Below are 24,796 nucleotides of genomic sequence, written 5' to 3'. Positions count from 1 at the left end.
AAGTACCGGGAACTGCGCGGCCGAAGCTGACCACCAACCGTCACCGCGCGCGGCGCAGCTCTGGCACCGAGCACAGCTCCAGCACCGATGGGGGAGCTGGCGCCGGGCGCGCATCCGCCGCCGGTCGGGAATCCGGCGCCGGGCGCGGGTCAGCGCGATGAACGCGGGGCCGGTGCGGACCAGTTGCCGCAGCTCGCCCGGCCCACCCGCTGGCCCGGCCCCGCAACGGTCGGGCTACCGCACGCCCGGCCCCGGTCGCCTCACGGCGTGGTCAGGCCCCGGCCAGGGCCGGCCTCCGCGGGGGTCGGCCGACGGCGTGCTCGGGTCACCGTGTGGTGAGCCCACGGCATGGTGGGACCCCTGGCCGTGCTCGGCTCCGGCCTCGTGGCGTTCGGTCCCCGGTCGGCCATCCTTGGGGCATCCCGTGGTTGGCCCACGATGTGCTCGGCTCCTGCCATGGCTGGGCCACGGTGCTCGGGCGGCGGAGTTGATCGGGGCGCCGTCGTGTTGCGCCGCTGCGCGGTCAGGTCGCTGCGTTCAGGGTGTCTGCCAGGCGTCGCTGGGTCGAGCGGGACGCGGGGAGGGCGGCCAGTGCGGCGGCGCCCAGTACCGCGCCCGCGCCCAGGGTCAGCAGCAGGACCGGGGAGGGGGACTGGGCGATCCCGGCGCCGATCCCGCTGGAGCTGCCCTGGGTGTCGATCAGCCAGCGCGCCAGGGGCAGCCCCAGCGCCGTGCCGACGAGGACCGCCGCCAGGGCCGTACAGCCGGTCGCCGTGACCGTGATCGCGGTGATCTGGCGTGGGGACATGCCGATCGCCTTGAGCGCCGGCAGGTCCCGCTCGCGCTCGCGGACCGTCCCGCCGATCGCGGTGAGCAGTTCGATCAGCCCGATGAGGGCGAGCACGGCGACCACGCCGACGACGACTCCGCGCAGCGGGGACAGCCCGTCGGCCGGGTTCGGCACGGCGTGCACATCCAGGTGCCCGCGGCCGGCCCGGACCAGGCCGGCTGCCACCCGGTGCGGGTCGGCGCCCGGGTGCAGCCGCAGCTGGTAGAGGCCGGGGTCAAGGCGCGGGTCGTTCTCGCGCAGGGTGTCCAGCGAGGTGGAGACGACCCGGCCGGCGTTCTCCGGTTCGATGCTGCGGCCCACGATGTGCAGGATCTGCGGACGGTCGCCCACGGTCATCCGGACCCAGTCGCCGACGCGCGCGTCCAGCAGGTCGAGCAGCCCCTGCCCGGCCACCGCCTCGTCCGGGCCGGTCGCGGCACGGCCCTCGGCGAGCGCGTACGGGTAGGGGTCCTTGCGGGTGCCCAGGCCGCGCAGGGCGATCGTGGCGGTCTGGCCCGGGACCAGGGCGGCGACCTCGACTCCGGGATAGGCGGCGGCGACCTCCGGGTCGGACTCCAGCAGGGCCCGCGCCGCGCGGTCGCCCAGGCTGCCGTCCGTACGGGCGGTGAGGGTGGCCGCGAGGCCCACGCGCTGCGGATCGCGGTGGAACCGGTCGATCGTGGTCCAGGCGCTGAGGGCCACCACGATCAGCAGCAGCGGCAGCGCCAGCCGGCCCACGGTGGCCAGCGAGCGACGGCGGCCGGTGCACGCCGTGTGGCAGCCGAGGACCAGCGCGGGCGGCAGCCCCAGCCCCAGGGCGAGCCGTCCGGCCCGCGTCAGCCGCCCGCCGGCCGGGGCCGCGGGCCGGGGCACCGGCACCGGCGGCACCCGCCCCGCCCGCCAGGCCGCGAGGGACGTGGTCAGCCCGATCAGCAGCACCGCGCCCACGGGCACGGCGAGCAGGGTCAGGGTGTGCCCCGGAAGGCCCTGCCACACGCCCACCGCGTCGCCGAGCCGCCCCGGGATCCGGCGGCCCAGTCCCTCGGTGACCGCGGCGGCGGCCAGCGCGCCGAGGACGGCGTAGGCGACGTGCTGGAGCAGGAAGATCCGCACCACCTGGGCGGGGGTGAACCCGATCGCCTTCAGTACCGAGATGTCCCGCAGATGGCCGCGGATCCGGGTGCCGATCGCGCCGTGCACCGCGAACCCGGCCGCGACCAGCGCGCCGAGCCCGAACAGCCCGAGGATCTGGCCGAGGAGCCGGCTGTCGCCCTGCGCCTCGGCCCGCGCCTGCTGCCAGGTGGAGACCTCGCCGACCGCGCCGGCGCCCAGGGCGGTGACGGTCCGCTGCACGGCGTAGTCGGTGTCGCCGGGGTCGGTGAGGCGCAGCCCGACGACCTGGCCGCGCGGGTCGCGCAGCGCGGCGGGCGGTGCCCAGACGAGTCCGGGTTGCTCGCCCGGACGGTAGCGGGGCTCGGGGCTGTCGGCGACGCCCACGACCGTCAGGGTCCGGGCCGTGTCCGGCAGTGTCAGCACGTCGCCCGGCTCGGCCAGCAGGGCCCGGGCGAGCCTGCTCTCCAGGACCACGCCGTCGGGGTCGCCGGACCGCAGCCAGTGGCCGGAGACGAGCAGCGGGCTGCCCACGGCCGGTTGCTCCGCGGTGCCGCGCAACTCGACGGAGGCGCGGGTGCCCCGGGAGGAGACGGTCACCTTCTCGGTGGCGTAGGGGCCGGCGAGGGCCTGGACGCCGTCCAACCGGGCGAGCCGCGCGGTGTCCGCGTTCTGCGCCGCGTGGATCCACACGTGCGCGCCGCGGGACTGGGTGAAGATCCGCTGCCAGGGGTTGGTCGCATAGCCGAACAGGGCGGTGGCCAGCAGCAGCGAGCCGACGATGCCGGCGGTGGCGAGCACCAGGAACAGTGCCTCGCCGCGGTGTGTCCGCAGATCGGAGTGCGCCCAGCGCAACGCGGCCCGCACCGGCTCAGCCCCTCGTCCCGCGCGGGACGGGGTGCCACGCCCCGCGGCGCGCCCCCGGGCGGGGGCCGTGATGGTCGTCGTACACCGCGGCTCAGTCCCTCAGCTCCAGCACGCCGGATATCCCGGTGCGGCGCGGCGGCGCGGCGTCCAGCGCGGCGTCGTCGGCGATCCGGCCGTCGAAGAAGCTGATCACCCGGTCCGCGGCGCTGGCCAGCCGGGCGTCGTGGGTGACCAGCAGGATGGTCTGGCCGCGGCCGTGGAAGCGGGACAGCAGCCGCATCACCTCGCGGGTGCCCCTGCTGTCGAGGCTGCCCGCCGGTTCGTCGGCGAGCAGCAGGGGAGGGTGGTTGACCAGCGCCCGGGCGAGGGCGACCCGCTGCTGTTCGCCGCCGGACAGTTCGCCCGGCATGCTGCGCTCCTTGCCGGTCAGTCCCAGCTCGTCCAGCAGCTCCCGCCGTTCGGCACGGGCGCGCCTCGGCGGGACGCCGGCGAGCAGCGCGGGCAGTTCGACGTTGTCGGCGACGGACAGGCCGGAGACCAGGTTGAAGAACTGGAAGACGATCCCGATGCGCCGTCTGCGCTCCACCGCCCAGCGGGCCTCGCTGTAGGAGTCGGTGCACTCGCCGTCCAGCCGGATGCTGCCCGCGTCGGGCCGCTGCAGCCCGCCGAGCAGATGGAGCAGTGTCGACTTGCCGGCGCCCGAGGGGCCGGTGACGGCCACGAACTCGCCGCGTGCCACGGACAGGTCGACGCCGCGCACGGCGTGCGCCGGCGCGCCACGGCCGTGGTGGGTCTTGACCAGACCCTCGGCCCACAGCGCCGGAGCGGTGGTGCGGTTGCTCACTCCGGCTCCTCCAGTTCCTCCTGGCACCGCTCCAGCCAGTCCAGGTCGGCCTGCAGATGCAGCATCGCGCCCTCGATGAGCAGCTGGGCGATTCGGTTGTCCCGGTTCTCGGCGGCGGCCAGTCGCGACAGGCTGCGCATGGTGTTGAGGTACTGGCGCCGCTGCTTGTTGATGAGGGCGAGCTGGTCGGCGAGACCGGTCTGCGGGGCGAGGGCCAGCTTCATGAAGAACTCGTCCCGCACCCGCGGCTCGTCCTCGGGTTCCGCGAACCAGGCGCGCAGCGCCTCACGCCCGGCGTCGGTGAGATGGTAGATCTTCTTGTTGGGCCGGCTGCTCTGCTCGACCTCCTCGCCCTCGATCAGGCCCTGCTTCTCCAGGCGGCCGAGGGTCACATAGATCTGGCCGACGTTCGGCTGAGGGTACGCGGAGCCCAGCAGTTGCTCAAGGTCCTGCTTCAGCTCGTAGCCGTGGGCGGGACCGCGTGCGAGGAGGGCCAGGAGGGGCAGGCGCACTCGTGCAGTCCTCCTGTCCTCGTCATGTGCTCCAGGCCCTAGTATCGCCCATACCTAACAGGTATACATGGCCTCTGACGCCGGGCGAGGGTGCGCGGCGCCGCGGGTGCAAGGAGGAACCTATGCGGTGGATGCGTGCCGCCGGTAGGGGCCTCCTTTCTCTCGCCGTGGTCCTGGCCGGTTATGTCGCCTCAGGCGCTCGTGCCGACGAGGGCGGCGCGGACCGCGGTCCGCTCACCCTGGCCACCGCGGGCGACCTCACCGGCTATCTGGGCCCGCTGCTGGAGGGCTGGAACCGTGCGCATCCCGCCGAGCGGGTCACCCTCGTCGAACTTCCGGACTCCGCCGACGAGACCCGCGCGCAGATGGCCACGGATCTGCGCGGCGGCGACCGCGGCCGCTTCGACGTGCTGAACATCGACGTCAACTGGACCTCGGAGTTCGCCGCGGCCGGCTGGATCCGTCCGCTGCCGCGCGAGCGGTTCCCGCTGGGGACCTTCCTGCCGCCGGTGGTCGACACGGCGACCTACGACGGCCGGCTGTACGCGGTGCCGTACGTCACCAACGCGGGCCTGCTGCTGTACCGCGCGGACATCCTGGCGAAGGAGGGCATCGCCCCGCCGCGCACCTGGGAGGAACTGGCGCACATCGCGCGGACCGTCGCGCCGAAGTACGGACTCGACGGCTACGCGGGCCAGTTGCTGCCCTACGAAGGTCTCACGGTCAACGCGGCCGAGGCCGTCTACTCGGCGGGCGGCACGATACTCGGCGACGAGGGCACCCGGGTCACCGTGGACTCGGCGGCGGCCCGCGAGGGCATCGGCTTCCTGGTGCGCGGGGTGCGCGAGGGCTGGATACCCGAGCGGGCGCTGACGTACAAGGAGGAGGAGTCCAAGCAGGCGTTCCAGGACGGCCGGCTGCTCTTCCTGCGCAACTGGCCGTACGCGTACGTCGGCGCGTCGGCCGAGGACTCCGCGGTCGCCGGGAGGATCGGCGCCGTACCGGTGCCGGGTCCGCACGGGCCGGGCACCAGCGTCCTCGGCGGTTCGAATCTGGCCGTCAACACGCATGCGCGGCACCCGGATTCGGCCGCCCGGCTGATCGCCTATCTCACCGGTGAGCGCGTCCAGCGCCAGGTCCTCACGCGCGGCGCCCTGCCGCCGGTGCGTGCCGCGCTCTACGAAGACCCGGACCTCGTACGGCGGTTCCCCTATCTGCCGACCCTGCGGGCCGCGGTGCTCTCGGCCGCGCCGCGTCCCAAGAGCCCGCGCTACGACCAGGTCAGCCTGGTGGTGCAGGCGGTCGTGCACGACGCGCTGACGGGGCAGGAGACGCCCGAGAGCGCGGTGCGTCGGCTGGCGCGTGAGCTGGCGGCCATCTCCCGCCGATAGCTCGATGGCTCGATAGTTACTCGTTAGGTAACGCGCGCGTCTCATCTGGGGCTTCGGTCGGCGAATATGTCGGGATATGGAGCCCAACTCCGCAGTAGCTTCCGTCCACTTCATTGACACCCTCGCGAAACGGATACCTAACATGCATGCATAACCGTTAGCTCACACAGACAGGTCGACGGGGTGAGTTCCCAGCACATCGAGGCCCACCGCTGGTGGCGCGACGCAGTGATCTACCAGGTGTACGTCCGCAGCTTCCTGGACAGCACCGGCGACGGCATCGGCGATCTGGCCGGGGTCAGGGCCGGGCTGCCGTACCTGAAGAAGCTCGGCGTCGACGGCATATGGCTGAGCCCCTTCTATCCGTCCCCGCAACACGACCACGGCTACGACGTGGCCGACTACTGCGACGTCGACCCGGTCTTCGGCGACCTCGCCGAGTTCGACCAGCTGATGGCCGCGGCCCGGCGCCTCGGGATCAAGGTGCTCCTGGACATCGTTCCCAACCACTGCTCCAGCGAGCACCCGTGGTTTAGTGCCGCCCTCGCCGCGGCGCCCGGCGACCCGGCCCGCGACCGCTTCCACTTCGCCGACGGCCGCGGCCCGGACGGCGCCGAGCCGCCCAACAACTGGCACGCCATGTTCGGCGGCCCCGCCTGGACCCGGGTCACCGCACCCGACGGCCGCCCCGGCCAGTGGTACCTGCACATGTTCACCCCCGAGCAGCCCGACCTGAACTGGCGCAGCCCTCAGGTGGCCGCCGAGTTCGAACGCACCCTGCGCTTCTGGCTCGACCGGGGCGTCGACGGCTTCCGCATCGACGTCGCCGCCGGCCTCTACAAGCACCCGCACCTGCCCGACTCCCCGGACCCCGAGGCCGACGCCCGCACCCGCGACTCGGTCAACCCGCTCGCCTGGAACCAGCCCGAGGTGCACGACGTGTGGCGGCGCTGGCGCGCGGTGTGCGAGGAGTACACGGCACGCGACGGCCGCGAACGGCTGCTCGTGGGCGAGGTCTCCGTGCCCAGCGCCCGCGAACACGCCCGCTACGTCCGCCCCGACGAACTCCACCAGGCGTTCTTCTTCGACCTGCTCAGCGCCCCCTGGAACGCCGACGCCTTCCGCAAGGTCATCTCCGAGGCCATGCAGGACATCGCCGGCACCGGATCCACGGTCACCTGGGTCCTCAACAACCACGACCAGGTCCGCACCGTCACCCGCTACGGCGAACCGGCCACCGGGGGCAGCGGGCTCGGCGCCGCCCGCGCCCGCGCCGCCGCGCTGCTCATGCTGGCGCTGCCCGGCGCCGCCTACATCTACCAGGGCGAGGAACTGGGCCTGCCGGAGGTCGTCGACCTGCCCGACGACGTGCTCACCGACCCCATCTTCCGGCGCACCGGCAGCCGCGCCCGCATCCGGGACGGCTGCCGGGTGCCGCTGCCCTGGTCCGGACAGGCATCCCCGTTCGGCTTCAGCTCCGGCGCCGAGGGCGCCAAGCCGTGGCTGCCGCAGCCCGAGTACTTCGCCGAGTACGCCACCGACCGTGCCGTCGCCGACACCCGCTCCTTCTGGCACCTGTACCGCGACGGCCTGCAACTGCGCGCCGCGCTGCCCCAGTTGGGCGAGGGCACGCTCGACTGGCTGGAGTCACCGCCGGGCGTGCTGGCCTTCGTCCGCGGCGACGGCCTGGTCTGCGCCGTCAACTTCACCACCGCCCCCACCCCCGCACCGGTCGCCGGCACACCCCTGCTGTCCAGCGGGCCCTGCCCGGCCGGGGTGCTGCCCGGCTCCACCGCCGCCTGGTGGATGCGCGACCTCTGACCCGGGCGCCCGGCCCGCGCTTCCCCGGCCCGTCCGTTTCCCGGCCCGTCCGTTTCCCTGCCCAGCCATCCCGAAGGGACGTCAACGATGATGCGACGACGCACCACGCTGCTCACCTCCTGCACCGCCCTCGCCCTGGCGCTCGGCGCGACCGCCTGCGGCGGCGGCGAGCCCGTCTCGGCCGGCGGCGGCGACAAGGCGCTCAGCGGCCAGACCGTCACCGTGGCCGGTGTCTGGTCCGGCACCGAGCAGAAGAACTTCCAGAAGGTGCTGGACGCCTTCACTGAAAAGACCGGTGCCAAGACCCAGTTCATGTCCACCGGCGACAACGTCTCCACCGTCGTCGGCAGCAAGATCGAGGGCGGCAACGCCCCCGACGTGGTGATGGTCCCGCAGGTCGGCGTGCTCCAGCAGTTCGCGCAGGAGGGCTGGCTCGAACCGCTGTCCCAGACCGCCCGGCAGAGCATCGACGCCGGCTTCGCCCGCGTCTGGCGCGACTACGGCAGCGTCGACGACACCCTCTACGGCCTCTACTTCAAGGCCGCCCACAAGTCGACGGTCTGGTACAGCCCGGACGCGCTCGCCCAGGCCGGCGTCGAACCGCCCACCACCTACGACGAGATGCTGAAGGCCGGCCGCACCGTCTCCGACTCCGGGCTCGCCGCCTTCGCGGTCGCCGGACAGGACGGCTGGACGCTCACCGACTGGTTCGAGAACGTCTACCTCTCCCAGGCCGGTCCCGACAAGTACGACGCCCTCGCCGCCCACGAGCTGAAGTGGACCGACCCGAGCGTCGTCAAGGCGCTCACCACCCTCGGCAAGCTCTTCAAGGACAAGCAGCTGATAGCCGGCGGCCAGAAGGAGGCCCTCAACACCGACTTCCCCGGCTCCGTGGAGAAGGTGTTCGGACCCAAGCCCGAGGCCGGGATGGTCTACGAGGGCGACTTCGTCGCCGGTGTCGCCCACGACCAGTTCGGGCGGACCATCGGCGAGGACGCGAACTTCTTCCCGTTCCCGGCGGTCGACGGCGGCAAGGCGCCCGTCGTCAGCGGCGGCGACGCGGCCGTCGTCCTCAAGGACGGCAAGAACGCCAAGGCCGGCATGAAGCTCCTGGAGTACCTGGCCACCCCCGAGGCCGCGGCCGTGTGGGCCGAGGCGGGCGGCTTCCTGTCCCCGAACAAGAAGCTCGACCTCGCCGCCTACGGCGACGACGTCACCCGGGCCACCGCCGAGTCCCTGGTCGGCGCCGGCGACTCGGTCCGCTTCGACATGTCCGACCAGGCACCCGCGGCCTTCGGCGGAACCAAGGGCACCGGCGAGTGGAAGCTCCTCCAGGACTTCCTGCGCGACCCGTCGGACCCGAAGGCGACCGCGGCCCGGCTGGAGGCCGCGGCGGCCAAGGCATACCGGGGCTGACCCGCCATGACCGCGACCACCCTGACCACACCGAAGGAGACGGGCCCGCCCGCCGCCGACCCGGCGCGCGGGCGCCGCACCCGGCGGCGGGGCCGGACCATCGCCCTGCTCTTCGTCCTGCCCGCGCTGCTGCTGCTCGGCGCCCTCGTCGTCTACCCGGTGCTGTTCTCCATCGGCCGCAGCTTCTTCGACGCCTCCGGCACCCGCTTCGTCGGCGGCGACAACTACGCCGAGATGTTCCGCGACCCGGCCACCCTCAAGGCCATCAGGAACACGGCCGTCTGGGTCGTCGTCGCCCCGACGCTGCTGACCGGGCTCGGCCTGATCCTCGCCGTCCTCGTGGAGAAGGTCCGCTGGGCCACCGCGTTCAAGCTGCTGCTGTTCATGCCGATGGCGGTGTCCTTCCTCGCCGCCGGGATCATCTTCCGGCTCGCCTACGACGAGGATCCGGACAAGGGCGTGCTCAACGCCGCCGTCGTCGCCGTCCACGACGCCGTCAAGGGCTCCTCGTCGTATCCGACGGCACGGGCCCGCGAGGGGCACGGACTGACCCGGGACGCCGACGGCTCGTACCGGACGAACGCCGCACCGGGCGACTCGGTGACGCTGCCGATGGTCGGCGTGCTGCCGGGGGACCTGCCCGCGGGCGCCACGCCCGCCGCCCCCGCGGCCGCCCGCGGCGCCGCCCCCGACGAACTGCGCGGTGTCGTCTACCTGGACTTCACCCCCGGCGGCGGAGGCACCCAGGGCAAGGTCGACCCGCGCGAAAGCGGACTGCCCGCGATGACGGTCGAGGCGGTGCGCGACGGGCGGACCGTGGCGAGCACCACGACCGCCTCCGACGGCTCCTTCCGCTTCGGCGGGCTCGCCGCCGGCACCTACACCGTGAAGCTGCCCGCGGACAACTTCGCACCGCCCTACCAGGGCGTCTCCTGGCTCGGTCCGGCACTGGTCACCCCGGCGATCATCGGCGCCTACCTGTGGATCTGGACCGGGTTCGCGATGGTGCTGATCGGCGCCGGACTCTCCACGCTGCCGCGGGACGCGCTGGAGGCCGCGCGGATCGACGGCGCGAACGAGTGGCAGATCTTCCGGCGGATCACCGTGCCGCTGCTGGCGCCCGTGCTCACCGTCGTCTTCGTCACCCTCGTCATCAACGTGATGAAGGTCTTCGACCTCGTCTACATCATCGCGCCGGGACCGGTGCAGGAGGACGCGACCGTGCTCGCGACGCAGATGTGGCTGGTGTCCTTCGGCGGCGGCAACAACCAGGGCCTCGGCAGCGCCCTCGGAGTGCTGCTCCTGCTCCTGGTGATCCCCGCGATGGCCTTCAACGTCCGCCGCTTCCGAAGGAGTCAGCGATGAACGCGGTCAGGCGCGGCCTGGGCAACGGGCTGGTCCAGGCGTTCCTGGTGGTGATCGGCCTGATCTGGCTCACTCCGCTCGCGGGACTGTTCCTGTCCTCGCTCAGATCGGCCCAGGACACCGCGAAGGGCGGCTGGTGGACGGCACTGGCCGCCCCCGGGCAGCTGTCCTTCGACAACTACTCGGCGCTGCTGAAGAACGCCGGGATCACCCAGGCGTTCTGGAACACCGTGCTGATCTCGGTGCCGACGACCGTGCTCGTGGTCGTCATCGCCGCCCTCGCCGGATACGCCTTCGCCTGGCTGGACTTCCCGGCCCGCGAACCGCTGTTCCTGCTGGTGGTGGCCCTGCTGGTGGTGCCGGTGCAGATCGGTCTGCTGCCGGTGGCCAAACTCTTCGGCCAACTCGGGCTGTTCGGGACCATCCCCGGCGTGGTGCTGTTCCACGTCGCCTACGGACTGCCGTTCGCGGTGTTCCTGCTGCGCAACTACTTCGCCGAGATGCCGAAGGAGATGCTGGAGGCGGCGCGGATGGACGGCGGCGACGAATGGCGGATCTTCACCCGGCTCGTGCTGCCCGTCGGCCGGCCCGCCCTCGCGAGCCTCGCCATCTTCCAGTTCCTGTGGGTGTGGAACGACATGCTGGTCGCCCTGCTGTTCGCGGACACCTCCGCACAGCCGCTGACCGTGGAACTCCAGTCCCAGATACGGCAGTTCGGCAGCAACATCGATGTGCTCGCGCCCGGCGCCTTCCTCTCCCTGATCGTGCCCGTGGCGGTGTTCTTCGCCTTCCAGCGGCACTTCGTGCAGGGCGTGATGGCGGGGTCCGTGAAATGACCCGGGCGGCGGGGCACCGGCCCCGCCGCCCGTCGTCTCACGCCGAGGCCGGCGGGTACAGCGACCGCGGCAGCCCGGAGGCCGCCGCCGCGTCCAGCAGCCACAGGGTGCGCTGCCTGCCGTACGCGCCCGCCGCCGGGGCCTGGATCTCGCCCGCGCCGGACAGCGCGATCTGCGCGGCCTGCGCCTTGTCCTCGCCGGCCGCGAGCAGCCACACCTCGCGGGCCGCCCGGATCGCCGGGAGCGTCAAGGAGACCCGGATCGGCGGCGGCTTGGGCGCGCCGTGCACGCCGACCACCGTGCGCTCGGTCTCCCGCACCGCGGGCAGCTCCGGGAACAGCGAGGCCACATGGGTGTCCGGGCCGACGCCCAGCATCAGCACGTCGAAGGTGGGCACGGCCCCATGGTTCTCGGGGCCCGCGGCCCGGGCCAGCTCCGCCGCGTACGCGTCCGCCGCCGCGTCCACGTCGCTGCCGTACCGGCCGTCCGACGCGGGCATGGGGTGCACGCGCTCGGGGTCCAGCGGCACGGCGTCCAGCAGCGCCTCGCGGGCCTGGGTGACATTGCGTTCCGGATCGCCCTCGGGCAGGAACCGCTCGTCGCCCCACCACACGTCGAGCCGGGCCCAGTCGACGGCGTCCCGGGCGGGCGCCGCCGCCAGCGCGGCCAGCAGACCGTTGCCGTTGCGGCCGCCGGTCAGCACTACGGACGCGGAGCCGCGCGAAGCCTGCGCGTCCACGACCTTGGTGATCAGGCGGGCCGCCGCGGCCTGGGCCATCAGCTCCTTGTCGCGGTGCACGACCAGCTGCGGGGTGCTCACTTAGCCGTCGCCTTCTTCGCGGGGGCCTTCTTCGCCGCCTTCTTCGCGGGAGCGGGCGCGGCCTCGGCCGCCGCGGCGCCCGCCGTGACGGACTCGGCCTGCGCGTCCGGTGAGCCCGCGGCGGGCGAGCCGATCAGCCGCTCCACGCCATAGCGCAGCGCCGACGCGTAGGTGTCGTCCGGGTCGAGCCGGCGCAACTCCTCGGCGATCAGCTCGGACGTCTCGCGCCGCTTGAGCGCCACCGCACGGTCCGGCTGCCCCTGGATGGACAGCGTGGCCAGCGAACCGTCCGCGCGGTCCAGGGCGATCGGGCCGCAGTCGGTGTCCAGCCGGACCGCGGTCAGACCCGGCCCGGACGACAGCGACCGCCTGACGGGGACGTCCAGCCGGTCCGCGAGCCACATCGCCAGCAGCTCACAGCTCGGGTTGAACTCCTCGCCCTCCACCTCGACGCCCTTGACCTCGCACTCCACCTGGTCCATCGCCGCGGCCAGCATCGAGCGCCACGGCGTGATCCGGGTCCAGGACAGATCGGTGTCGCCGGGCGTGTAGGTGCCCGCGCGGGCGGACAGCTCACGCACCGGCTGCTCGGACGCGTAGGTGTCGGTGACCCGGCGCTGCGCGAGGGCCCCCAGCGGGTCCCTGGCGGGATCGAGCGGCGCGTTCACCGGCCACCACACGACGACCGGGGCGTCCGGCAGCAGCAGCGGCAGCACCACGGAGTCGGCGTGGTCGGCGACCTCGCCGTACAGCCGCAGCACCACCGTCTCGCCGGTGCCGGCGTCCGCGCCCACCCGCACCTCGGCGTCCAGCCGCGAGGTGGTGCGGTCGCGCGGGGAGCGGGAGACGCGCTTGATGACGACCAGGGTGCGCGAGGGGTGCTCGTGCGAGGCGTCGCCGGCGGCCTTCAACGCGTCGTAGGCGTTCTCCTCGTCGGTGACGATGACCAGGGTCAGCACCATGCCCACGGCGGGCGTGCCGATCGCGCGGCGGCCCTGCACCAACGCCTTGTTGACCTTGCCGGCCGTGGTGTCCGTGAGGTCTATCTTCATGGCCGGCGCCAGCTCCGTCCGTCTCGTGCGAGCATCTCGTCGGCCTCCGCGGGACCCCACGTGCCCGACGGGTACTGCGCGGGCTTCCCGTGCTTGTCCCAGTACTCCTCGATCGGGTCGAGGATCTTCCAGGACAGCTCGACCTCCTCGGTGCGCGGGAAGAGGTTGGCGTCGCCGAGCAGCACGTCCAGGATGAGCCGTTCGTACGCCTCCGGGCTGGACTCCGTGAACGACTCGCCGTAGGCGAAGTCCATGGACACGTCCCGGATCTCCATCGAGGTGCCCGGCACCTTGGAGCCGAACCGGACCGTGATGCCCTCGTCGGGCTGGACGCGGATGACGACCGCGTTCTGGCCCAGTTCCTCGGTCGCGGTGTGGTCGAAGGGGGAGTGCGGCGCCCGCTGGAAGACCACCGCGATCTCGGTGACCCGGCGGCCGAGCCGCTTGCCGGTGCGCAGATAGAAGGGGACGCCCGCCCAGCGGCGGTTGTCGATCCCCACCTTGATCGCGGCGTAGGTGTCGGTCTTCGACTTGGCGTCGATACCGTCCTCCTGGAGGTAGCCGATGACCTTCTCGCCGCCCTGCCAGCCCGCCGCGTACTGCCCGCGGACGGTGTGGCGGCCCAGGTCCTTCGGCACCCGTACCGCACCCAGCACCTTGGTCTTCTCCGCGGCCAGCGCGTCCGCGTCGAAGGAGGCCGGCTCCTCCATGGCGGTCAGCGCCATCAGCTGGAGCAGGTGGTTCTGGATGACGTCACGGGCGGCGCCGATCCCGTCGTAGTAGCCCGCCCGGCCGCCGATGCCGATGTCCTCGGCCATGGTGATCTGCACATGGTCCACGAAGGACCGGTTCCAGACCGGCTCGAACATCTGGTTGGCGAAGCGCAGCGCCAGGATGTTCTGGACGGTCTCCTTGCCCAGGTAGTGGTCGATCCGGAACACCTGGTCCGGTTCGAACACCTCGTGCACGACCTTGTTCAGCTCCTCGGCCGACTTCAGATCGTGGCCGAACGGCTTCTCGATGACCGCGCGCCGCCAGGAGCCGCCCGTCTGGTCGGCCAGGCCGTGCTTCTTCAGCTGCTGGATGACCACCGGGAAGGCGCCCGGCGGCACGGACAGGTAGAAGGCGAAGTTGCCGCCCGTGCCCTGTGCCTTGTCCAGCTCCTCGATGGTGGAGCGCAGCCGCTCGAACGCGTCGTCATCGTCGAAGGTGCCCTGGACGAAGCGCATCCCCTGGATGAGCTGCTGCCAGACCTCCTCGCGGAACGGCGTCCGCGCGTGCTGCTTGACGGAGTCGTGGACCTCCTGCGCGAAGTCCTCGTTCTGCCACTCGCGGCGGGCGAAGCCGACGAGGGAGAAGCCCGGCGGCAGCAGACCCCGGTTGGCGAGGTCGTACACGGCGGGCATCAGCTTTTTGCGTGACAAATCGCCCGTGACACCAAAGATGACCAGGCCCGACGGCCCCGCGATGCGCGGGAGCCGTCGGTCCGCGGGGTCACGGAGCGGATTCGCTCCGGAACCGGAGAACCCGGTAAAGCCGGTAAAGCCGGTAAGGGGGGACAAGATGTCAGCCCTCCGAGGGGGCGAGACGGTCAAGCACCGCCTCGGTCGACTTCAGCAGGTCGTTCCAGGACGCCTCGAACTTCTCGACGCCCTCGTCCTCCAGGACCTGGACCACGTCGTCGTACGGGATCCCGAGCCTCTCGACGGCGTCGAGGTCCGCGCGGGCCTGCTCGTACGTGCCGGCGATGGTGTTGCCGGTGATCTCGCCGTGCTCCTCGGTGGCCCGCAGGGTGGCCTCCGGCATGGTGTTCACCGTGTTCGGCGCCACCAGGTCGTCGACGTACAGGGTGGGCTTGTACGCCGGGTCCTTCACCCCGGTCGACGCCCACAGCGGACGCTGCCGGTGCGCGCCCGCGTTCTCCAGCGCGCTCCACCGCTCGGAGGAGAAGACCTCCTCGTACGCCTGGTAGGCGAGGCGCGCGTTGGCGACGGCGGCCTTGCCGCGCGCGGCCTTGGCCTCCGGCGTGCCCAGGGCGTCGATCCGCTTGTCGATCTCGGTGTCCACGCGGGAGACGAAGAACGAGGCGACGGAACGGATCAGCGACAGGTCCAGGCCGCGCTCCTTGGCCTTCTCCAGGCCGGCGAGGTAGGCGTTCATGACCTCGCGGTAGCGCTCAAGGGAGAAGATCAGCGTGACGTTGACGCTGATGCCGAGGCCGATGACCTCGGTGATCGCGGGCAGACCCGCCTTGGTGGCGGGGATCTTGATGAGGGTGTTGGGGCGGTCGACGAGCCAGGCCAGCTGCTTGGCCTCGGCGACGGTCGCCCTGGTGTTGTGGGCCAGCCGCGGATCGACCTCGATGGAGACCCGGCCGTCCTGGCCGTCGGTCGCGTCGAACACGGGGCGCAGGATGTCGGCGGCGTCCCGGACGTCCGCCGTGGTGATCATGCGGACCGCTTCCTCGACGGTGACCTTGCGGGCGGCGAGGTCCTTGAGCTGCTGCTCGTAACCGTCGCCGCTGCTGATGGCCTTCTGGAAGATCGTCGGGTTGGTGGTGACGCCCACGACGTGCTGCTGGTCGATCAGCTCGGCGAGGTTGCCGGACGTGATCCGCTTGCGCGACAGGTCGTCCAGCCAGATCGCGACGCCTTCCTCGGAGAGGCGCTTCAGTGCGTCTGTCATGGAAAATGCATCTCCTACGTGTCGTGTATCAGCGTCAGCGCTGTGCGTCAGCGAGGGATTCCCGGGCCTTGGCGGCGATGTTGTCGGGGGTGAAGCCGTAGGCGCGGAAGAGGACCTTGCCGTCGGCGGAGGCTCCGAAGTGTTCGAGAGAGACGATGCGTCCGGCGTCGCCGACGTAGCGGTACCAGGTCAGGCCGATGCCGGCCTCCACGGCCACGCGTGCCCGGACGGTGGGGGGCAGTACCCGGTCGCGGTAGGCCCGGTCCTGTTCCTCGAACCATTCCACGCAGGGCATGGAGACCACGCGCGTGGGGACGCCGTCGGCCTGGAGCTGGGTGCGGGCCTCGACGGCGAGGTGGACCTCGGAGCCGGTGGCGATCAGGATGACCTGCGGGTCGCCGCCCTCGGCGTCGAAGAGGACGTAACCGCCGCGTGCGGCGTCCTCGTCGGGTTCGTAGACGGGGACGCCCTGGCGGGTCAGGGCGAGGCCGTGCGGGGCGCCCTTGCCGTATTCCTTGGTGTGACGGGAGAGGATCTCACGCCAGGCGGTCACGGTCTCGTTGGCGTCCGCGGGACGCACCACGTTCAGACCCGGGATCGCGCGCAGCGAGGCGAGGTGTTCGACGGGCTGGTGGGTGGGGCCGTCCTCGCCCAGGCCGATGGAGTCGTGGGTCCATACGTAGGTGACGGGCAGGTGCATCAGGGCGGACAGGCGCACGGCGTTGCGCATGTAGTCGGAGAACACCAGGAAGGTGCCGCCGTAGACGCGGGTGTGGCCGTGCAGGGTGATGCCGTTCATCTCCGCGGCCATGGAGAACTCGCGGATGCCGAAGTGGACGGTGCGGCCGTAGGGATCGGCTCCCGGCAGCGGGTTGTCCTTCGGCAGGAACGAGGAGGACGCGTCGATGGTGGTGTTGTTGGAGCCGGCCAGGTCGGCGGAGCCGCCCCACAGTTCGGGGATGACGGGGCCGAGGGCCTGGAGGGTCTTGCCGGAGGCGGCGCGGGTGGCGATGGCCTTGCCGGGCTCGAAGACGGGCAGGGCGTCCTGCCAGCCGGCCGGGAGGGCGCCGGAGGTGATCCGGTCGTACTCGGCGGCGCGTTCGGGCTGGTTGGCGCGCCATTCCTGGAAGGTCTTCTCCCAGGCGGCCCGGGCGGTGTGGCCGCGTTCGAGGGCCTGGCGGGTGTGGGCGAGGACGTCGTCGGCGACCGCGAAGTGCTGCTCGGGGTCGAAGCCGAGGACCCGCTTGGTGGCGGCGACCTCGTCTTCGCCGAGGGCGGAGCCGTGGGCGGCTTCGGTGTTCTGGGCGTGGGGGGCGGGCCAGGCGATGATGGAGCGCATCGCGATGAACGAGGGCTTGTCGGTGACCTGTTTGGCGGCCTCGATGGCGTTGTAGAGGGCGTGGGGGTCGAGGTCGCCGTCGGGCTTGGGGGCGATGCGCTGGACGTGCCAGCCGTAGGCCTCGTAGCGCTTGACGGTGTCTTCGGAGACGGCGGTCGCGGTGTCGCCTTCGATGGAGATGTGGTTGTCGTCCCACAGGAGGATGAGGTTGCCGAGGCGCTGGTGGCCGGCGAGGGAGGACGCTTCGGCGGAGATGCCTTCCTGGAGGCAGCCGTCGCCGGCGATGCAGTAGATGTAGTGGTCGAAGGGCGAGGCGCCGTGGGGGGTGTCGGGGTCGTACAGGCCGCGTTCGTAGCGGGCGGCCATGGCCATGCCGACGGCGTTGGCGACGCCCTGGCCGAGGGGGCCGGTGGTGGTCTCCACGCCCTTGGTGTGGCCGTATTCGGGGTGGCCGGGGGTGGCGGAGTTGTAGGTGCGGAAGGCTTCGAGGTCGGTGAGTTCGAGGCCGAAGCCGGCGAGGTAGAGCTGGGTGTAGAGGGTCAGGGAGGAGTGGCCGGCGGACAGGACGAAGCGGTCGCGGGCGATCCAGTCGGGGTCGGCGGGGTCGTGCCGCATCACCTTCTGGAAGAGGGTGTAGGCGGCCGGTGCCAGGCTCATCGCGGTACCGGGATGGCCGTTGCCGACCTTCTGTACGGCATCGGCGGCCAGGACGCGCGCGGTGTCCACCGCCCGCTGGTCCAACTCGGTCCAGTCGAGGTCTGTAGTGGTCGGCTTGGTGCTCACCCTGAGTCAGGGCTCCTCTCCACATGTCGAATGCCGGTGCACTGGGCGCCCACCGGCCGTTGTCGAGCCTACCCCCGTGAGTACGTGCGCTTTCTCCCCACATTCCAGACTGCCGGGACTCGCGGGGATCCGCCTCCCGACCGGGTTGTACGACATTCGGCAACTGAATACGGACCCGCTCATCTGACTGCTCAATCGAGCCCGTGTACGCACGTCTTCCCAGCCCCGTGAACACGACCCCACCCCCGCGAAGGCCGAGGTATGGGCAACGTCTACAGTGGCGTGGTACGCGCGAGCCTTTACCGGGACTTCACGGGGGGAGGCTTGCTGGGATGTCTCTGTCAGGGGTGTGCGTGACGGCCGTCGAATCCCGTCCAGCGGGGGTAATCGGTGCGAGCCAGAGCCCGGTCCACCGGCCGTTGGGGGCCCGTGTCAGGGCCTTTGTGGCGCTGACCAAGCCGCGGATCATCGAGCTGCTGCTGATCACCACCGTTCCGGTGATGTTCCTGGCGCAGCAAGGAGTGCCGGACCTCGGCCTGGTCCTGCTCACCTGCCTCGGCGGCTATCTCTCCGCGGGCGGCGCCAACGCGCTGAACATGTACATCGACCGCGACATCGACGCGCTCATGGACCGCACCTCACAGCGCCCGGTGGTCACCGGCATGGTGAGCCCCCGGGAATGCCTCGCGTTCGGCATCACGCTGGCGGTCGTCTCCACGCTGCTGTTCGGGCTGACCGTCAACTGGCTGTCCGCCTGGCTGTCACTCGGAGCGCTCCTCTTCTACGTCGTCGTCTACACGATGATCCTCAAGCGGCGCACGTCGCAGAACATCGTCTGGGGCGGCATCGCCGGCTGCATGCCGGTGCTCATCGGCTGGTCGTCCGTCACCGACTCGATGTCCTGGGCGCCGGTCGTCCTCTTCCTCGTCATGTTCTTCTGGACGCCGCCCCACTACTGGCCGCTGTCCATGAAGGTCAGGGACGACTACGCGCGCGTGGGCGTGCCGATGCTGCCCGTGGTCGCCTCCAACAAGGTGGTCGCCAAGCAGATCGTCCTCTACAGCTGGGTGATGGTCGCCGTCTCGCTGCTCCTCACCCCCCTCGGTTACACGGGCTGGTTCTACACGCTGGTCGCCCTGGTGGCGGGCGGCTGGTGGCTGTGGGAGGCGCACGCGCTCCAGCACCGGGCGAAGGCCGAGGTGACGGGCGCGAAGCTCAAGGAGATGCGCCTGTTCCACTGGTCGATCACCTATGTGTCGCTGCTGTTCGTGGCGGTCGCGGTGGACCCCTTCCTGCGCTGACCCACGTCACAGGGTGCCGGTCTCGCCAGCCGGTCTACTCGTGAGTAGCATCCTGGTCATGGCAGACACGCAGCAGGTTGACCAGAAGGCCGAGCGCACGGCGGCCCGCCTCGCCCAGCGGATCGGCGCCTTCGCCAAGGCCCACGGCGGCGCCGAGGGCCAGGTCGCCTACCTCGGCGAACGCGGTGCCCGGATCGTGCTCGTGGGCGAGGACGGCGGCTGGGGCGACCTGGTGGCCCCGACGTACGAGATCGCCGAGCGTGCGGTGGCGAAGTCCGGCATCACGGCCCACGAGTCCTTCGACGGCGAGTTCGCTGCGAAGGTGAGGACGGGCGCCTACGAGTGGAAGCGGATGGCGGGCCTCCAGATCGGGGGCTGACCTGGGCCCCTTGAGACCGGCGGCAGACCGCGCGGGCAGCCGCGTGCGGCCCGTGGCCGCCGGACGAGCCACGCTCCCCGCCCCGGCCGCGACCTCAGTCCGGGTTCACCCGTTAAGACGGTAGGCACGCACACCGTCCACAACGGGGAGCCCGGATGATCGAGACGCCGTCCCTGGTGGACCAGTACTGCCATGGAGTGCTCCGCACCGAGCTGGGCCTCGGCACCTTCGAGGCCCAGCTCGCCCGCACCGAGGGGCCGCCCGCCCCGGGCACCACGCTCTTCGACACACAGACCGGCTTCGCCGTGCGCCGCTGGTGCCCCCCGCTGCTCGGCCTCGAACCGCACTGCCCGCCGGCGAGCTATCTCGCCCGGCGCCGTGAACTCGGCGTGCTGGAGGCGGGGCGCAGGCTGCTGCGGGGCAGCGGCATCACCACCTACCTCGTCGACACGGGACTGGCCGGCGACCTCACGGGCCCCGACGAGATGGCGTACGCCGGTGCCGCCGAAGCCCGCGAGATCGTGCGCCTGGAACTCCTCGCCGAGCAGGTCGCCGACACCTCGGGCACCGTCGAGTCCTTTCTCGCCAACCTCGCCGAGTCGGTGCATGGGGCCGCCGCGAACGCCGTCGCCTTCACCTCCGTCGCGGGGGTGCGGCACGGGCTCGCGCTCGCACCGGAGCCGCCCGGGCCCGGCGAGGTGCGCGGGGCGGCGGGACGCTGGCTGGCCGAGCGACGGGTCGGCGGAGAACTCGACGATCCGGTGCTGCTGCGCCATGTGCTGTGGATCGCGGTCGCCTCCGGCCTGCCGCTCCAACTGCACGCCGGGCTCGGCGAGCCGCGCTCGCGCATCGACCGTACGGACCCGGTGCTGCTGACCGACTTCGTGCGGGCCACCGCGGGCCTCGGCACGGACCTCGTGCTGCTGCACGGCTACCCGTACCACCGGCAGGCCGCCCATCTGGCCGGGGTGTTCCCGCATGTGTACGCCGACTCCGGTGCCGCGCTGGTGCGCACCGGCGCCCGCGCGGCCAGTGTCCTCGCGGAGATCCTGGAACTGGCCCCGTTCGGCAAGATCCTTTTCTCCAGCGGGGCACACGGGCTGCCCGAACTGCACGTCGTGGGCGCCAGCCTGTTCCGCGAGGCGCTGGGGCGGGTGCTGGGCACATGGGTCGCCGAGGGTGCCTGGTCGCTCGGGGACGCACAACGGGTGGCCGGCCTGATCGCGGCGGAGAACGCGGGCCGCGTCTACGGCCTGGGTGACTGAGACACCCCCCACCCGCACACCTGCGGCCCCCGCCCATACGTGGGGATGCCACACACGTGTGTGCCTATGGCGCTCGCCCACATGTGGGCCTGCGCTGTGTGGTGGCTGGGGCGCATAGGCCCTGCGACAACCGCCGCCCCGGTGCGCGCACATCGGCCTCGCCCACATGTGGGCTTACAACACCCGCCCACGCATGCGCTCGTGGCGCCCACCTACCAAGGCGCCTGTGGTGTCCGCCCACATGTGGGCCCGCCATAGGCGCCCTCGCGCGCGCCCGGCCGGGTCACGCGCGCGTGGCGACCGGGGTCTCCCGGGAGGGACCCGGCAGCGGGGTCGTCGCCTCGGGGCGCTCCCGCAGCGACAGCTGCACGCGCAGCACCCAGATCCACATCACACAGGAGCCCAGCATGTGCGCGCCCACCAGGACCTCGGGCAGATGCGTGAGGTACTGGACGTAGCCGATCGCGCCCTGGCACAGCAGCACGATGAACAGCTCGCGTGTGCGGTCCAGCGGACCCTTGGGCGCGTCGACCGCCTTGAGGACGAACCACAGGGCGAAGGACAGCGTCACCACGATCCAGGCGAGCACGGCGTGCAGTTCGGCGATGTTCTCCCAGTTGATCGGGATGCGGTCGACCTCGCTGGAGTCGCCCGCGTGCGGCCCGGCCCCGGTCACCACCGTGCCGACGGCGATCAGCAGGACGGACGCGGTCACCAGGACCCGCACCAGCTGCTGCACGGCCTTGCCGACCAGCGGGCGGGGCGGCCCGTCGCCCTCGCGGCTGCGCTGCCACATCACGGTGGCCACGGCGATGAGCGCGGTGGACAGCAGGAAGTGGGCCGCGACCGTGTACGGGTTCAGCCCGACCAGGACGACGATGCCGCCGAGCACCGCGTTGCCCATGACCACCCAGAACTGCGCCCAGCCCAGCCGGGTGAGGCCGCGCCGCCACGGCTTCTGCGCTCGGGCGGCGATGATCGCCCAGCCCACGGCCGCGCACAGCACATAGGTGAGCATGCGGTTGCCGAACTCGATGACGCCGTGCAGGCCCATGGCCCGGGTGGTGGTCAGCGAGTCGTCGGTGCAGGTGGGCCAGGTCGGGCAGCCGAGGCCCGAGCCGGTCAGCCGGACGGCACCGCCGGTGACCACGATGACCACCGACATGACGAGGGCGATGAGCGCCGCCCGCTGGACCGTCCGGGGGCTCGGGGTCCAGCGTTCGGCGATGAAGGCGAGCGGGTTGCGCACGGCCGCTGCGGCGTCGGCGCGGGTCAGCTTTGGCACGCGCACCATGGTAGGGCGCCGCTTGTGCACGCGTTCACGAGGGTCCCGGCTCCGGCTGCCCCGCGCCGCCGCGGAGCCGCGCCGACCTCGCGGCCGTCGTCGCCCTCACGGCGTACGCGGACCGCGCCGAGCCGGTCACTCCCAGCGGAAGAACCGCCCGGCCGCGGCCAGCCCCACGACCGCCCAGCCGGCCAGGATGCCCAGGTCGCCCCACGGCATCCCGGCCCCGTGCTGGAGCACGTCCCGCAGCCCGTCCGACAGCGCCGTGACGGGCAGCAGCGCGAGCACGTCCTGGGCGCCGGAGGGGAACTTCTCCAGCGGGACGATCACACCGCCGCCGACGAGCAGCAGCAGGAAGACCAGATTGGCGGCGGCCAGCGTCGCCTCCGCCTTCAGCGTGCCCGCCATCAGCAGCCCGAGGCCCGAGAAGGCGGCCGTGCCCAGGACGAGCAGGAGCAGCACGGCGGCCACGGCGCGAGCCCCGCCGTGCGGCGACCAGCCGAGCGCGAAGGCGATCGCCGTCAGCAACACCACCTGAAGGACCTCCGTGACCAGCACGGACGCGGTCTTCGCGGTCATCAGTCCCCAGCGCGGCAGCGGCGAGGACGCCAGCCGCTTCAGCACGCCGTAGCGCCGTTCGAAGCCGGTGGCGATGGCCTGGCCGGTGAACGACGTCGACATCACGGCGAGCGCCAGGATGCCGGGCGTGAGGAAGTCCACCGCCCTGCCCGCGCCGGTGTCCACGATGTCCACCGAGCCGAACAGCACGAGCAGCAGCGTCGGGATCACGACCGTCAGCAGCAGCTGCTCGCCGTTGCGCAGCAGCAGCCGGGTCTCGAACGCGGCCTGGGCCGCGATCATGCGGGGCAGGGGCGCCGCGCCGGGCGCGGGGGTGTAGGTGCCCACGGTGGTCACGAGCGCAGCTCCTTGCCCGTCAGTTCCAGGAAGACGTCTTCGAGGGTGTGCCGTTCGACGGAGATCCGGTCCGGCATCACACCGTGCTGGGCGCACCACGAGGTCACCGTCGCCAGCAGCTGCGGATCGACCTTGCCGACGACCCGGTAGGAGCCCGGCGTCAGCTCGGCCGCGGCGCAGTCCGCCGGGAGTGCCTTCAGCAGGGAACTCACGTCGAGGCCCGGCCGGCCGGTGAAGCGCAGCGTGTTCTCGGCGCCGCCGCGGCACAGCTCGTCGGGGGAGCCCTGGGCGATGACCCGCCCGTCGTCGATGATGGCGACGTCGTCGGCGAGCCGCTCGGCCTCCTCCATGTGGTGCGTCGTGAGGATCACGGAGACACCGTCGGCGCGCAGGTCGGCGACCAGGTCCCAGGTGGCGTGCCGGGCCTGCGGGTCGAGCCCGGCCGTCGGCTCGTCCAGGAAGACCAGTTCCGGGCGTCCCACGACGGCCATGGCGAGCGCGAGCCGCTGTTGCTGTCCGCCCGACAGCCGCCGGTAGGTGGTGCGCCCGCAGCCGCCGAGCCCGAGCCGTTCGATGAGCGTGTCCACGTCCAGCGGGCGGGCGTGCAGCGCCGCCACATGGCGCAGCATCTCGTCGGCCCGTGCGCCCGAGTACACCCCGCCGGACTGGAGCATCACACCGATGCGGGGGCGCAGCGCGGCGGAGTCCCGCACCGGGTCGAGGCCGAGGACGCGCACGGTGCCCGCGTCCGGCCTCCGGTATCCCTCGCAGGTCTCGATCGTGGTCGTCTTGCCCGCCCCGTTGGGGCCGAGCACGGCGGTCACGCCCGCACCGGCCACCAGGTCGAGGCCGTTCACCGCGGTCTTCGTGCCGTACCGCTTCACCAGGGACTCGACCTCGATGACCGGGTGCGACACGAAGCGTCTCCCTGAGGGGTGGTGGTCGGGAGACGGGCGGGCGGGCTCACTTCGCATGGCTCCAGAGTCTAGGGACGCCGCCCGGCTCTCAGACCGGCGGGTGCGGGAACTCGTCCTCGCGGGGCCGGTGCACCGACAGCCACCGTTCGGCGTACGCCACGGCGTCCGCCAGCGGGAACAGCCGCGCGTCGGCGGCGCCCACCGTGCCCCGCAGGACGGGCCGGTCCCGTTCGAAGTCGTGGCCCAACTCGTCGAAGCGGTCCGAGCTGATCGACACCTCGGTGACCCGCTCCCAGCCGTCGGGGCCGGGGCGGCCCACCTCGACCAGCGGGGCCGGTATGCGGTACTCGGCCAGGTGGAACGCGGTGCAAGTGGCGTAGCCCGCGCCGAGCAGCAGTACCCGGGCGCCCAGCTTTTCCAGTCGGGCCAGCGGACTGCGCTCGCCCAGCCGGCAGTCGGGCGCGTGTCCGGCGACGATCTCGGCGGCGTGCGGGCCGAGCGCGGCGAAGGAGGTCTGCGGGTGCGCGCTGCGCAGGGCGCCCGGCCAGGTGCGTACGGTCTCCGGGATCACGCCGACCCCGCGGGTGGGAGTGGTGCGCGGGTCGTAGCGGGGCATCGTGGCCCGGATGGTCTCCCACCACTGCTCGGGTACCGGCGGGCTGCGCCACACGGCCGGATCGGACAGGTCGCCGGACTGGGCGGGCACCACGAGGGTGCCGTGCGGGCCGAGGGCGTCGAGCAGCCCCTGGACCACCGCGACGGCGCCGCCGCACACCCAGCCGAGCGAGCTGAGCGAGGAGTGCGTCAGCAGGATCTCGCCGGGTTCGACGCCGAGCGCGCGCAGCCCGGCGGAGACGGTGTCGCGGGTGACGAGCGGGCCTTTCACGGTGTCGGGCATGGCCCGGGAGTCTGCCGGACGCGGTGCCGCGCCGCCATCGAATTGGCCGGCGACGATCGATCAAAGATCGTTTCCGCAGGTCGGATTAGGTATGCCTAAGTGACCCAGGGCACCGTCCGCTCGGCGGGACGCGGCTTGTCAGGCTCTGAGGAATTACGCAACAATG

20 protein-coding genes are annotated in these 24,796 nt (G+C 72.1%); 8 read left to right on the top strand and 12 right to left on the bottom strand.

The features are described from left to right. Positions 1-523: 523 nt before the first annotated feature. From AC27LF_RS25255 to AC27LF_RS25245, 3 genes are all read right to left on the bottom strand, one after another. Complete coding sequence (locus AC27LF_RS25255) at positions 524-2,806, bottom strand: ABC transporter permease (protein ID WP_479658512.1); 2,283 nt, start codon at positions 2,804-2,806, stop codon at positions 524-526. 91 nt (positions 2,807-2,897) lie between these two features. After that, on the bottom strand, positions 2,898-3,650 hold the full coding sequence (locus tag AC27LF_RS25250; protein ID WP_479658513.1) for an ABC transporter ATP-binding protein: 753 nt from the start codon (positions 3,648-3,650) through the stop codon (positions 2,898-2,900). Further along, positions 3,647-4,162 carry a PadR family transcriptional regulator gene (locus AC27LF_RS25245; RefSeq protein ID WP_404040603.1) on the bottom strand — a complete coding sequence of 172 codons (516 nt, stop codon included), beginning with the start codon at positions 4,160-4,162 and terminating at the stop codon, positions 3,647-3,649. The genes AC27LF_RS25250 and AC27LF_RS25245 overlap by 4 nt, the downstream gene beginning before the upstream one ends. Before the next feature lie 122 nt (positions 4,163-4,284). Between AC27LF_RS25245 and AC27LF_RS25240 the strand changes: the two genes are divergently transcribed. The 5 genes from AC27LF_RS25240 to AC27LF_RS25220 all read left to right on the top strand — a co-directional run bounded on the left by AC27LF_RS25240 (position 4,285) and on the right by AC27LF_RS25220 (position 10,991). Further along, a complete protein-coding gene (locus AC27LF_RS25240; RefSeq protein ID WP_479658514.1) occupies positions 4,285-5,553 on the top strand; it encodes an ABC transporter substrate-binding protein in 1,269 nt (422 codons plus the stop codon). A 183-nt stretch (positions 5,554-5,736) separates the two neighbouring features. Then, the gene (locus AC27LF_RS25235; RefSeq protein ID WP_479658515.1) at positions 5,737-7,374 is read left to right on the top strand and encodes a glycoside hydrolase family 13 protein; all 1,638 of its coding nucleotides are present in this window, start codon (positions 5,737-5,739) and stop codon (positions 7,372-7,374) included. 87 nt (positions 7,375-7,461) lie between these two features. Continuing rightward, complete coding sequence (locus AC27LF_RS25230; RefSeq protein ID WP_479658516.1) at positions 7,462-8,790, top strand: ABC transporter substrate-binding protein; 1,329 nt, start codon at positions 7,462-7,464, stop codon at positions 8,788-8,790. Between the two features lie 6 nt (positions 8,791-8,796). After that, complete coding sequence (locus AC27LF_RS25225; protein WP_479658517.1) at positions 8,797-10,155, top strand: ABC transporter permease; 1,359 nt, start codon at positions 8,797-8,799, stop codon at positions 10,153-10,155. Further along, positions 10,152-10,991: a carbohydrate ABC transporter permease gene (locus tag AC27LF_RS25220; protein ID WP_479658518.1), complete on the top strand. Its 840-nt coding sequence runs from the start codon at positions 10,152-10,154 to the stop codon at positions 10,989-10,991. The genes AC27LF_RS25225 and AC27LF_RS25220 overlap by 4 nt, the downstream gene beginning before the upstream one ends. A 37-nt stretch (positions 10,992-11,028) precedes the next feature. On the opposite strand, the gene pgl is transcribed toward AC27LF_RS25220, so the two are convergent. From pgl to tkt, 5 genes are read right to left on the bottom strand one after another with little or no spacing between them, the layout of a single operon-like run. Next, positions 11,029-11,811 (bottom strand): 6-phosphogluconolactonase, encoded by a 783-nt coding sequence (gene pgl, locus AC27LF_RS25215; protein WP_479658519.1) that lies wholly within the window; start codon positions 11,809-11,811, stop codon positions 11,029-11,031. After that, entirely contained in the window at positions 11,808-12,863 is a 1,056-nt protein-coding gene (opcA, locus tag AC27LF_RS25210) for a glucose-6-phosphate dehydrogenase assembly protein OpcA (protein WP_479658520.1), read from the bottom strand. The genes pgl and opcA overlap by 4 nt, the downstream gene beginning before the upstream one ends. Continuing rightward, positions 12,860-14,425 (bottom strand): glucose-6-phosphate dehydrogenase, encoded by a 1,566-nt coding sequence (gene zwf, locus AC27LF_RS25205; RefSeq protein ID WP_479658521.1) that lies wholly within the window; start codon positions 14,423-14,425, stop codon positions 12,860-12,862. Before zwf ends, opcA begins: the two co-directional genes overlap by 4 nt. 4 nt (positions 14,426-14,429) lie before the next feature. Further along, positions 14,430-15,548, bottom strand: coding sequence for a transaldolase (gene tal, locus AC27LF_RS25200; protein WP_479658522.1), 1,119 nt, complete (start codon positions 15,546-15,548; stop codon positions 14,430-14,432). A gap of 34 nt (positions 15,549-15,582) precedes the next feature. Then, positions 15,583-17,670: a transketolase gene (tkt, locus tag AC27LF_RS25195; protein WP_479658523.1), complete on the bottom strand. Its 2,088-nt coding sequence runs from the start codon at positions 17,668-17,670 to the stop codon at positions 15,583-15,585. A gap of 332 nt (positions 17,671-18,002) precedes the next feature. Between tkt and AC27LF_RS25190 the strand changes: the two genes are divergently transcribed. The 3 genes from AC27LF_RS25190 to AC27LF_RS25180 all read left to right on the top strand — a co-directional run bounded on the left by AC27LF_RS25190 (position 18,003) and on the right by AC27LF_RS25180 (position 20,615). Beyond that, positions 18,003-18,971 carry a heme o synthase gene (locus AC27LF_RS25190; protein ID WP_479658524.1) on the top strand — a complete coding sequence of 323 codons (969 nt, stop codon included), beginning with the start codon at positions 18,003-18,005 and terminating at the stop codon, positions 18,969-18,971. A gap of 58 nt (positions 18,972-19,029) precedes the next feature. Beyond that, positions 19,030-19,350 (top strand): hypothetical protein, encoded by a 321-nt coding sequence (locus tag AC27LF_RS25185; RefSeq protein ID WP_479658525.1) that lies wholly within the window; start codon positions 19,030-19,032, stop codon positions 19,348-19,350. Positions 19,351-19,505: 155 nt separating this feature from the next. Next, positions 19,506-20,615, top strand: a complete 1,110-nt coding sequence (locus AC27LF_RS25180) for an amidohydrolase family protein (protein ID WP_479658526.1) — start codon at positions 19,506-19,508, stop codon at positions 20,613-20,615. A 283-nt stretch (positions 20,616-20,898) separates the two neighbouring features. Here the strand turns inward: AC27LF_RS25180 and AC27LF_RS25175 are convergent, their stop codons facing one another. The 4 genes from AC27LF_RS25175 to AC27LF_RS25160 all read right to left on the bottom strand — a co-directional run bounded on the left by AC27LF_RS25175 (position 20,899) and on the right by AC27LF_RS25160 (position 24,630). After that, positions 20,899-21,909, bottom strand: coding sequence for a COX15/CtaA family protein (locus tag AC27LF_RS25175; RefSeq protein ID WP_479658527.1), 1,011 nt, complete (start codon positions 21,907-21,909; stop codon positions 20,899-20,901). Positions 21,910-22,035: 126 nt separating this feature from the next. After that, on the bottom strand, positions 22,036-22,761 hold the full coding sequence (locus AC27LF_RS25170; protein WP_479658652.1) for an ABC transporter permease: 726 nt from the start codon (positions 22,759-22,761) through the stop codon (positions 22,036-22,038). Positions 22,762-22,811: 50 nt separating this feature from the next. Next, complete coding sequence (locus tag AC27LF_RS25165) at positions 22,812-23,789, bottom strand: ABC transporter ATP-binding protein (RefSeq protein ID WP_479658528.1); 978 nt, start codon at positions 23,787-23,789, stop codon at positions 22,812-22,814. 31 nt (positions 23,790-23,820) lie between these two features. Continuing rightward, positions 23,821-24,630 carry an AAC(3) family N-acetyltransferase gene (locus tag AC27LF_RS25160; RefSeq protein WP_479658529.1) on the bottom strand — a complete coding sequence of 270 codons (810 nt, stop codon included), beginning with the start codon at positions 24,628-24,630 and terminating at the stop codon, positions 23,821-23,823. Between the last annotated feature and the right edge of the window lie 166 nt (positions 24,631-24,796).

The sequence above is a fragment of the Streptomyces diversicolor genome, assembly GCF_057537855.1.
This window is presented reverse-complemented; position numbering and strand designations above follow the sequence as displayed.

What these genes read in the sequence shown, in the direction of transcription:
- AC27LF_RS25220 (WP_479658518.1), top strand. Translation starts at nt 10,152, where the DNA reads ATGAACGCGGTCAGGCGCGGCCTGGGCAACGGGCTGGTCCAGGCGTTC.
- AC27LF_RS25230 (WP_479658516.1), top strand. Translation starts at nt 7,462, where the DNA reads ATGATGCGACGACGCACCACGCTGCTCACCTCCTGCACCGCCCTCGCC.
- opcA (WP_479658520.1), bottom strand. Translation starts at nt 12,863, where the DNA reads ATGAAGATAGACCTCACGGACACCACGGCCGGCAAGGTCAACAAGGCG.
- AC27LF_RS25185 (WP_479658525.1), top strand. Translation starts at nt 19,030, where the DNA reads ATGGCAGACACGCAGCAGGTTGACCAGAAGGCCGAGCGCACGGCGGCC.
- AC27LF_RS25190 (WP_479658524.1), top strand. Translation starts at nt 18,003, where the DNA reads ATGTCTCTGTCAGGGGTGTGCGTGACGGCCGTCGAATCCCGTCCAGCG.
- AC27LF_RS25170 (WP_479658652.1), bottom strand. Translation starts at nt 22,761, where the DNA reads ATGATCGCGGCCCAGGCCGCGTTCGAGACCCGGCTGCTGCTGCGCAAC.
- tal (WP_479658522.1), bottom strand. Translation starts at nt 15,548, where the DNA reads ATGACAGACGCACTGAAGCGCCTCTCCGAGGAAGGCGTCGCGATCTGG.
- AC27LF_RS25165 (WP_479658528.1), bottom strand. Translation starts at nt 23,789, where the DNA reads ATGCGAAGTGAGCCCGCCCGCCCGTCTCCCGACCACCACCCCTCAGGG.
- AC27LF_RS25180 (WP_479658526.1), top strand. Translation starts at nt 19,506, where the DNA reads ATGATCGAGACGCCGTCCCTGGTGGACCAGTACTGCCATGGAGTGCTC.
- AC27LF_RS25240 (WP_479658514.1), top strand. Translation starts at nt 4,285, where the DNA reads ATGCGGTGGATGCGTGCCGCCGGTAGGGGCCTCCTTTCTCTCGCCGTG.
- AC27LF_RS25175 (WP_479658527.1), bottom strand. Translation starts at nt 21,909, where the DNA reads ATGGTGCGCGTGCCAAAGCTGACCCGCGCCGACGCCGCAGCGGCCGTG.
- AC27LF_RS25160 (WP_479658529.1), bottom strand. Translation starts at nt 24,630, where the DNA reads ATGCCCGACACCGTGAAAGGCCCGCTCGTCACCCGCGACACCGTCTCC.
- AC27LF_RS25225 (WP_479658517.1), top strand. Translation starts at nt 8,797, where the DNA reads ATGACCGCGACCACCCTGACCACACCGAAGGAGACGGGCCCGCCCGCC.